Source organism: Mesorhizobium sp. M7A.F.Ca.CA.002.09.1.1 (assembly GCF_003998555.1).
In the GTDB taxonomy this organism is placed as follows: domain Bacteria; phylum Pseudomonadota; class Alphaproteobacteria; order Rhizobiales; family Rhizobiaceae; genus Mesorhizobium; species Mesorhizobium ciceri.
Window position 1 is genome coordinate 1 of record NZ_RZRR01000138.1, and the last position, 8646, is coordinate 8646.

The following is an 8646-nucleotide window of genomic DNA, read 5'->3' on the forward strand; positions in this document are numbered from 1 at the left end:
GGTCTTGCCGCATGCATCGAGTTCGCCGGTCAGGCGGTCGCTGTCGGTGCGCAGCCTGTCGCGTTCGCTGCGTGTACGGTCGAGATCGCCGCGCAAGCTGTCGAGTTCACCGCGCAGGCGCCCCCAAAGGAACCAGCCGACCAATACGCCTATCAGGAACGCCAGGACCACGTAGAAAAAAGTGCCCATTGTCTCTCTCCAGTCAGATCCGTCTGCCGTGGGTCATGATCTTCGGCGAAGGACTACTCTTGGTGGTTCCGCGGTAAGCAGAACAGCCGGCTTCGGTTCGAGCTGTCGGCGATCGGCTTTGCTTGCCCATGGCCAACGGCCGTTGTCGCGTTCGCCTGAGCGCCACGGCCGGCTGAGATTTCTCCTCGCCGATCCGCATGCGCTCCGGCTGAGCTTGGAGCGAAGGCTATCATAGAGCTTGTGGAAAGCTATCGGAAAACTTCGGTGGAGAGTACTTCAAGAACAGATATTTAGGGCGATAGTAGAGCTGTCCCAACATGCATTCCGGCTAAACTGTTAGAGCGACGCCTGGGGGCGCATTTCAAGTGTCGAGCGCTTCCAGCTCGTCGATCAGGCCACCGATGACGCCAAGTCCGATCTGCCAGAAGGCGGGATCGGTGGCGTCGAGCCCGAAGGGCGCCAGAAGCTCGGAATGATGTTTGGTGCCGCCGGCGCGCAGCATTTCGAAATACTTGTCCTGAAAGCCGCGCTCGGCGTTCTGGTAGACCGCGTAAAGCGAGTTCACCAGGCAGTCGCCGAAAGCATAGGCATAGACATAAAAGGGCGAATGGATGAAGTGCGGGATGTAGGTCCAGAACACCTCGTAGCCTTCGCGCAGCTTGATGGCGGGACCCAGACTTTCGGCCTGCACTTCGAGCCAGAACTGACCGAGCCTGTCGGAGGTCAGTTCGCCGTTCTTGCGTTCGGCATGCACCTTGCGCTCGAATTCATAGAAGGCGATCTGGCGCACGACCGTGTTGATCATGTCCTCGACCTTCTGGGCGAGCATGGCCTTGCGCTCGCGCCGGTCGGTGGTCTGGTCGAGCAGCGAGCGGAAGGTCAGCATCTCGCCGAAGACCGATGCCGTCTCGGCCAGCGTCAGCGGCGTCGAGGCCATCAGCGCACCCTGGCCGCCGGCCAGCACCTGATGCACGCCATGGCCAAGCTCGTGCGCCAGCGTCATCACATCGCGCGGCTTGCCCATGTAGTTGAGCAGGACATAGGGATGCGCCGACGGTACGGTCGGATGCGCGAAGGCGCCAGGCGACTTGCCGGGCCGCACCGGCGCGTCGATCCAGTTGCGGTCGAAGAAGGTTCGCGCGATCTCGGCCATGTCGGGCGAAAAGCGCTGATAGGCGGACAGCACGGTGTTCCTGGCCTCGTCCCAGCCGATGATCGCCTGGGGCGTATCCGGCAACGGCGCGTTGCGGTCCCAATGGTTCATCACCTCCATGCCCAGCCAGCGTGCCTTCATCGCGTAGTAGCGGTGCGAGAGGCGCGGATAGGCATCGCGAACGGCGGAGGCCAAGGCGTCCACCACACTGCGCTCGACGCGGTTGGCCAGATGGCGTGAATCGGCGATGTCCTCGAAGCCACGCCAGCGGTCGGATATCTCCTTGTCCTTGGCCAGCGTGTTGGTGATCAGCGTGAAGGTGCGCAAGTTCTTGCGGAAGGTCGTGGCCAGCGCCTCGGACGCCCGGCGGCGCACCTCGCCGTCGGCGTCCTGCAGACGGTTCAGCGCCGGCTCCAACGTCAGTTCCTCGCCGTCGATGTGGAAGCGAAGGTCGGTCATCGTCTCGTCGAACAGGCGGTTCCAGGCGCCGCGTCCGGTGATCGACTTTTCGTGGAAGAGCTGCTCGACGCGGTCCTCGAGCTGGTAAGGCTTGTCCTTGCGCAGATCGAGCACCCATGGCCGATAGTGGCCGAAGGCGGGATCGCCGGCGAGCGCGCCTTCGATCGACGCATCGTCGATCAGGTTGAGTTCGAGCGCGAAGAACAGAAGGTGCGCGCTGGCGTCGGTCATCTTCTCCTGGATGTCGCCATAGAGCTTGGCGCGCTGGGGATCGGCGGTGTTTCCGGCATAAACCAGTCCCGCATAGGAGACGATGCGGCCGATCAGTTCCTCCAGCGCCTCGTAGGCGACAAGCGCCTCGCCCAGCCTGCCGGCGCCGCCGCGCTCGGCTTCGGCGGCCAGCGTACCCTTCCAGCGGCTCTCGAAACTGGTCGCATCGGTGGCGGCCTTGGCGATGTCGCGCTTCAGCTCCGGCGCGTCCATGCCGGCATAGAGGTCGGCAAGGTTCCATTCCGGCAGGTCGCCCAGCTCGGCCGCGCCTTGACCCGACGCCGGCGCCGCCAGCCGCCGTGCGGAAACCATGTGCCCAGAATCCCTATGCATTGCCGACACCTTCCGTGGCCAAGGTTCAAGGAGAAACGAGAAGCCGGTCAAATCCTAAGGAATTCATTCACCGGGTTTTTTGAAACCTTATTTAGAACCCTGTGCCAAGATGGTCCACAGGGCAGAATTCCTCGGGCGGGCAGTCACACCAGTCATGACAGGTTCCATACTCATAGTCGATGACGATCCGGTGCAACGCCGGCTGCTCGAAGCGGCGGTGACGCGGTTCGGCTACAGCGCAATCGTGGTCGACGGCGGCGCGGCCGCTCTCGACATCCTCGATGGACCCGGCGCCCGCGAGGTGTCGGTGGTCATCCTCGATCTGGTCATGCCCGGTCTCGACGGTATCGGCGTGCTGAAGGCGATGCGCGAGCGCGACATCAACGTGCCGGCGATCGTGCAAACCGCGCAGGGCGGAATCGAGACCGTGGTTTCGGCGATGCGTCATGGCGCCTTCGATTTCGTCGTCAAGCCGGCGTCTCCCGACAGGCTGCAGGCATCGATCGGCAATGCGCTCAAGGTCGAGGCCGTCGAGGGCGAGGTCAAGCGCACATCGCGCCGGCGCGGCGGCCTCCTGACCTTCAAGGACATGATCACGCACAGCCCGGCCATGGACAGGGTGATCCGTCTTGGCCAGAAAGCGGCGGCATCCAACATTCCGATCCTGATCGAGGGCGAGTCCGGCGTCGGCAAGGAACTGGTGGCGCGCGCCATCCAGGGCAGTGGCGACCGCCGCACGAAGCCCTTCGTCACCGTCAATTGCGGCGCCATTCCAGACAATCTGGTCGAATCGATCCTGTTCGGTCACGAGAAGGGCTCGTTCACCGGGGCCACCGACAAGCACACCGGCAAGTTCGTCGAAGCGCATTCGGGCACGCTGTTTCTCGACGAGATCGGCGACCTGCCGCTCGACGTGCAGGTCAAGCTGTTGCGTGCGGTCCAGGACGGCGAGGTCGACCCGGTCGGTGGGCGCTCGACCGTCAGGGTCGACATCAGGCTGATTTCGGCGACGCACCGCAACCTCCTGCAGCAGGTCAAGGACGGCAAGTTCCGCGAGGATCTGTTCTACCGGCTGAACGTCTATCCGATCTTCGTGCCGCCGCTGCGCGACCGCCGCGACGACATCCCATATCTGGTCACCCATTTCATGGAGAAGGTCGCGCCGGCCGACCCGCACCGTCGCCTGCAAGGTATTTCGGCGGCAGCGCTCGCGGTGCTGCAGGCCTATGACTGGCCCGGAAACATCCGGCAGCTCGAAAACGCCGTCTTTCGCGCCTCGGTGCTTTGCGAAGGCTATATGTTAACCGCGGAGGACTTCCCGCAGATCCGGGCGCAAGTGGAAGGCACCGTCAACCTCGATATGGATGGCGACGCGCCGTCGCCGTCCTTGCCTTTGCAGGCGCGCGATGACGAAGCCTTGCCCGGCGAGGGCGGCCCGGCAATCGCGTTCGATCCGCCGGCAAGGCTGCAGCCTCGCTTCGGCACGTTGCGGGCGCTCGACGAGCGCGGCAATGTGCGGGCACTTGCCGATGTCGAACTCGAGATGATCAAGCTTGCCATCGATCACTACAACGGACAGATGAGCGAAGTCGCCCGCCGACTCGGCATCGGCCGCTCGACGCTCTATCGCAAGCTCAAGGAACACGGCATCGATCCGGAGACAGGCCGCGTCGATCGACTAGCCTCCTAAGGGCGATGCCGGGCTGAGCTTTGGCCCGGCTTCCGGCTTTGCCACAAGGCCGGCGCCAGCTTGCAATGCCACAACGGGCCTTGTATCGCCGTTTCGGCGGCATTGTGGCTGTCTCGTGGACAGCTCTGTTCACGCATTAAGGCTAACGGTAACAGATCGTGTTTGGGGCGAAGGCGAAAATCCGATCTAAACCAGCGGTTTACCAAGAAACCTTGTGAACAATTTTTGACGGGATATCGCCACGGTGTTACCGCATTTCGGCTTCAATAAGCGATGATTAACCATTAGGATCGATATTCGGGTGTGCTAATGCCACATCCGTTTGGACAAATCCGGGGACAAACGGCAGCCTGCAAGGCCTTTTGATTTGAACAGAATCGAACGACACACAAACAGGCGGCACCATCATTTGAGCGTCTGGCCGAAGTGGCTGGCAGTGTTGGTTGTCGCTTTTGGTTTTGTTGCCGCGGCTGCGAGCGGAGCCAGCGCCGAAACACGGTCGCTGAAGCTTTATCATCTCCACACCCATGAGAAGGCCGAGATCGTCTACAAGCGCAACGGCCGCTACGTTCCCGAGGGTCTCCGCAAGATCAACATCATTTTGCGCGACTGGCGTCGCAACGAGCCAACCAAGATGGATCCGCGCCTGCTGGATCTCGTCTGGGAGGCGTATCGGGAAGCAGGTGCCACGGACTATATCCAGGTCGTCTGCGGCTATCGCTCGCCGTCGACGAACTCGATGCTGCGCAGCCGCAGCAGGGGCGTGGCCGAGAAGAGCCAGCACATGCTCGGCAAGGCGATGGATTTCTATATTCCCGGCGTGCCGCTGAAGAAGCTGCGCAACATCGGCCTCAAGATGCAGGGCGGCGGCGTCGGCTACTATCCGTCATCGGGTTCGCCGTTCGTCCACATGGATGTCGGCAATGTGCGCCATTGGCCCGGTATCAGCCGGCAGGAACTGGTCTCCCTGTTCCCCAATGGCAAGACGCTGCATGTGCCGAGCGACGGCAGGCCGCTGCCCGGCTTTGAGCAGGCGCTCGCCTCCTACAAGGCGCGCAAGGGATCGGGCTCGCCGGCCATCGAGATGGCCAGTGCCGGCGGCAGCAGCAAGAAATCGGGTGGATTCCTGTCGGCTTTCTTCGGTGGCGGCGGCGACGACGAGGCCGACGACAGCGCCGATGTCGAGACCGCTTCGGCCGCCCCCCCGCCCAAGGCGAGAAACCTGAAGCCGGCAGCGGCGGCCAAGACCAGCAACCTCCCGGGCATCGCCATCGTGGCGCCGGAGAATGCGCGGCGCGCCGAGATTCCGCAGGTGACCGAACAGCAGGCTCCGGAGCCTGAACAGGACACGCCGGAGACGATCATCGCGGCATTGCCGGCCCGAAGCATTCCGCTGCCGGATTTCGCACCGCGGCCGAAAGCCGATGTCGGCGCGCAGCAGCCTGAGAATGTTCCCTTCGCGATGGCGGAGGCGACAGCCACCACCGAGCAGGCCGTGGCGACCGCGCATGCGCCGGCGAGCGTTCCTTTCGGCATGGCCGATGCAACGGCTTCGGCTGATGCGACCCAGGTCGCGGTCAACAACATACCGTTGCCGACATGGCGTCCCGACAATTCGCTGCCGGCCGCTCTGGCTGCGCCGCCCAGCAAGGATGTGCTGATGGCGCTGGCCGAGACGGCCGACCAAGGCAAGACCGCGACCGATGCGTTCTCGGTGCTGCCGACGGCGCGGCCCGAGATGGCCAGGCCGGACGCGGTCAAGGCCGTGCTCGACGAGGCCAATGCCCAGGTCGGTGCGGCCGATTACCAGCTTGCTTCCTTGTCCGGGTCCGAGCCGCGTTCGGCGTTCAACGATCCGGGCACCAACACCGCATCGCCGCGCGATGCTGTCGTGGCCCGCCCAGTCGGTTCCGATCCGGCCGCCGCGATCGGCGCCGGCGTCAAGACGACCCGCAAGGAATCGAGAGCCACCGCCCGCGACCTGAAGCCAGGCCCCAAGGCCATGGTGGTTGCAGCCGCACCGCAGGCCGCCCGTTGGGCCTTGACCAGCGGCGAGCAGGTCGCCACCGTTTCAAGCGCGACGACGGCGCCGGGTTACGCCTACAGCATCGTGCACACGCCGCCGAGCGAGGTCTACACCGCTGGCTTCCAGCCGAGCAGCCAGGTGGCCGATGCCAATCGCTTCACCGGCAACGCCGTCAAGTTCATGTCGGTAGCCCGCTTCCAGACCAAATGACGGCAAATCAACCGACAAAGCCGCGCCGGGCAACCAGCGCGGCTTTTTGCTGCGTGGCCGGATCCGGTCGCGCGGCCCGCCGGCTTCCGATCACACCGGCCTGACATTGCCGTGATCGTGGAACGCCTCGGGCCGTCAACGGTTTCTCCCTCGTTCGTTCAAACCCGGGGATACCCATGAAGAAGATTCTACTGGCATCGGTCATCGCGTTGGCAACCGCTTCGGCGGCCATCGCCCCTACGCAGGCCGAAACCATTGTCGTCAAGACCCACGATCACATGCACATGAAGAAGCACTGCCGGACCAAGGTTGTCACGACCTGGAAGCATCATCATAGGGTGGTCAGGGAAGTCAGGGTCTGCAACTGATCCGGCCAAGGCAGGCCTGGAAAAAACATCCGGCGGAAGCCCGGTCGACGCAAGTCGGCCGGGTTTTTCCATGCCGCCATGAAAGCCTTATTTTGTGAGCTTGCTCGCCGCGCGCGCCAAGCCTTCGATCTCGTCCCATTTGCCGGCCTTGACGAGGTCGTCGGGCGCCACCCAGGAACCGCCGACGCAGACCACGTTGGGCAGGCTTAGATAGTCAGCCGCGTTCTTGGCCGAGATGCCGCCGGTCGGGCAGAATTTCACATCGGCGAGCGGCGAGGCGAAGGCCTTCAGCGAAGCGATGCCGCCCGACTGCTCGGCCGGGAAGAATTTCAGGAAGCGCAAGCCGGCTTCGCGCGCGGCCATGATCTCGCCGGGGGTGATCGCACCGGGCAGCAGCGGAACATCGCTGGCGGCGGCTGCCGACAGAAGCTCGCGGGTGATGCCGGGGCTGACGATGAAGCGCGAGCCCGCGGCGGCCGCCTCTTCGAACTGCCTGGCATCAAGAATGGTGCCGGCGCCGACGATGGCTTCCTCGACTTCACCAGCGACCCGCCGGATCGCTTCCAGCGCGTCGGCGGTCCTCAGCGTGATCTCGATCGCAGGCAGGCCGCCGCGCGCCAGAGCGCGGGCCAGCGGCACGGCATTGGCGACATCGGAGATCTTCAGCACCGGGATGACGGGCTGGCCGTTGAGGAGCGACAGAAGTTTTTCGGTCTTGCTGGGCATGTGTCTCTCCGTGGCGTGGGACAATTCAACCGATTAGCAGAAGGCCGTTTTCCTGTCCACGAAACCGGCCGTGTCGCGATGTCACGCGTCGCCCATACTCGCCAAGCCCAAGTTGACAAGGGTGGCTGCCGGCTCGATGGTGCCGACAGCTTTGGTCCCGGTGGCTTTTCAGGATAGGAATTTTTTCTTGACTCCCTGATCTCAGCTATGGTACAAATTCACCCATGGTGCAGATTTGCGCCAGTGACCCGCCGAACAGGATGCCTGCTTTGCCTTGAATCGGCTTGCTCGAGCGTCTAGTGGCTTCGGCGATGACATCACTTCCACTCCTTCGCGTCGCCGCGCTCTACCGGTTTGCCCGGCTCGACGCTTTCGAAGAACTGCGCGCGCCGCTCGCCGCATTCTGCTGCGGGCGCGGCATAAAGGGCACGCTGCTGCTGGCGCATGAAGGCATCAACGGCACCGTCGCCGGCAGCGAGACGGCAATTGCCGAACTGATCGCGTATCTCGAAGCCATCGAAGGGCTTGCCGGACTCGAGGTCAAGTACAGCGCGGCCGCGGACATGCCGTTCCATCGCATGAAGGTGCGGCTGAAGCGCGAGATCGTCACCATGGGTGTCGATGACATCGATCCTTCGAAAAGTGCCGGCACCTACGTCGCGCCGGCCGACTGGAACGCTCTGATTTCGCAGCCCGGCACTGTCATCATCGACACGCGCAACGCCTATGAGGTGTCGATCGGCACGTTCAAGGGTGCGATCGACCCGGCCACCGCAAGCTTTCGCGAGTTCCCGGCCTGGGTGGAAACGCACCGGGCGGAGCTCGAAGGCCGCAAGGTTGCGATGTTCTGCACCGGCGGCATACGCTGCGAAAAGGCAACCGCCTATGTCAAATCGCTCGGCTTCGAGGATGTCTTCCATCTCAAGGGCGGTATCCTCAAATACCTCGAGGAGGTTCCGGCCGAACAGAGCCTCTGGCAAGGCGAGTGCTTCGTCTTCGACGAGCGGGTTTCGGTGTCGCACGGCCTTGCCGAGGGCGACGCGGAACTGTGCCGCGCCTGCCGCCACCCGCTGACGCCGGGCGAGCTGACGTCGCCCAAATTCGCTGCCGGTATTTCGTGCCCGCATTGCTTCGATGCGCGTTCGGACGAGGACCGCCAGCGTTATGCCGAGCGCCAGCGCCAGGTCGAGCTTGCGCAGGCGCGGGGCAGGGGGCCGCATAT

Annotated in this window: 6 protein-coding genes and 1 pseudogene; 4 read left to right on the forward strand and 3 right to left on the reverse strand. The window is 63.7% G+C overall.

Annotated elements, in window-relative coordinates:
• Positions 1–189 (reverse strand): annotated as a pseudogene (locus EN994_RS08850) (phosphoethanolamine transferase CptA); the annotation flags it as partial.
• 361 nt (positions 190–550) lie between these two features.
• On the reverse strand, positions 551–2383 hold the full coding sequence (locus EN994_RS08855) for a M3 family oligoendopeptidase (RefSeq protein ID WP_063168941.1): 1833 nt from the start codon (positions 2381–2383) through the stop codon (positions 551–553).
• Positions 2384–2558: 175 nt separating this feature from the next.
• Here EN994_RS08855 and EN994_RS08860 point away from each other — a divergent pair, with 175 nt between their 5' ends.
• The 3 genes from EN994_RS08860 (at position 2559) to EN994_RS08870 (ending at position 6698) form a co-directional block, all read left to right on the forward strand.
• Positions 2559–4094 (forward strand): sigma-54 dependent transcriptional regulator, encoded by a 1536-nt coding sequence (locus EN994_RS08860; protein WP_063168940.1) that lies wholly within the window; start codon positions 2559–2561, stop codon positions 4092–4094.
• A gap of 409 nt (positions 4095–4503) precedes the next feature.
• Positions 4504–6330: a DUF882 domain-containing protein gene (locus EN994_RS08865; RefSeq protein WP_024502725.1), complete on the forward strand. Its 1827-nt coding sequence runs from the start codon at positions 4504–4506 to the stop codon at positions 6328–6330.
• A gap of 176 nt (positions 6331–6506) precedes the next feature.
• Positions 6507–6698: a hypothetical protein gene (locus EN994_RS08870; protein WP_013529739.1), complete on the forward strand. Its 192-nt coding sequence runs from the start codon at positions 6507–6509 to the stop codon at positions 6696–6698.
• A gap of 87 nt (positions 6699–6785) precedes the next feature.
• On the opposite strand, the gene EN994_RS08875 is transcribed toward EN994_RS08870, so the two are convergent.
• The gene (locus EN994_RS08875) at positions 6786–7424 is read right to left on the reverse strand and encodes a 2-dehydro-3-deoxy-phosphogluconate aldolase (protein ID WP_027161408.1); all 639 of its coding nucleotides are present in this window, start codon (positions 7422–7424) and stop codon (positions 6786–6788) included.
• Between the two features lie 311 nt (positions 7425–7735).
• Here EN994_RS08875 and EN994_RS08880 point away from each other — a divergent pair.
• The coding region (locus tag EN994_RS08880) for a rhodanese-related sulfurtransferase (RefSeq protein ID WP_127307487.1) at positions 7736–8646 on the forward strand (911 nt) is incomplete at its 3' end.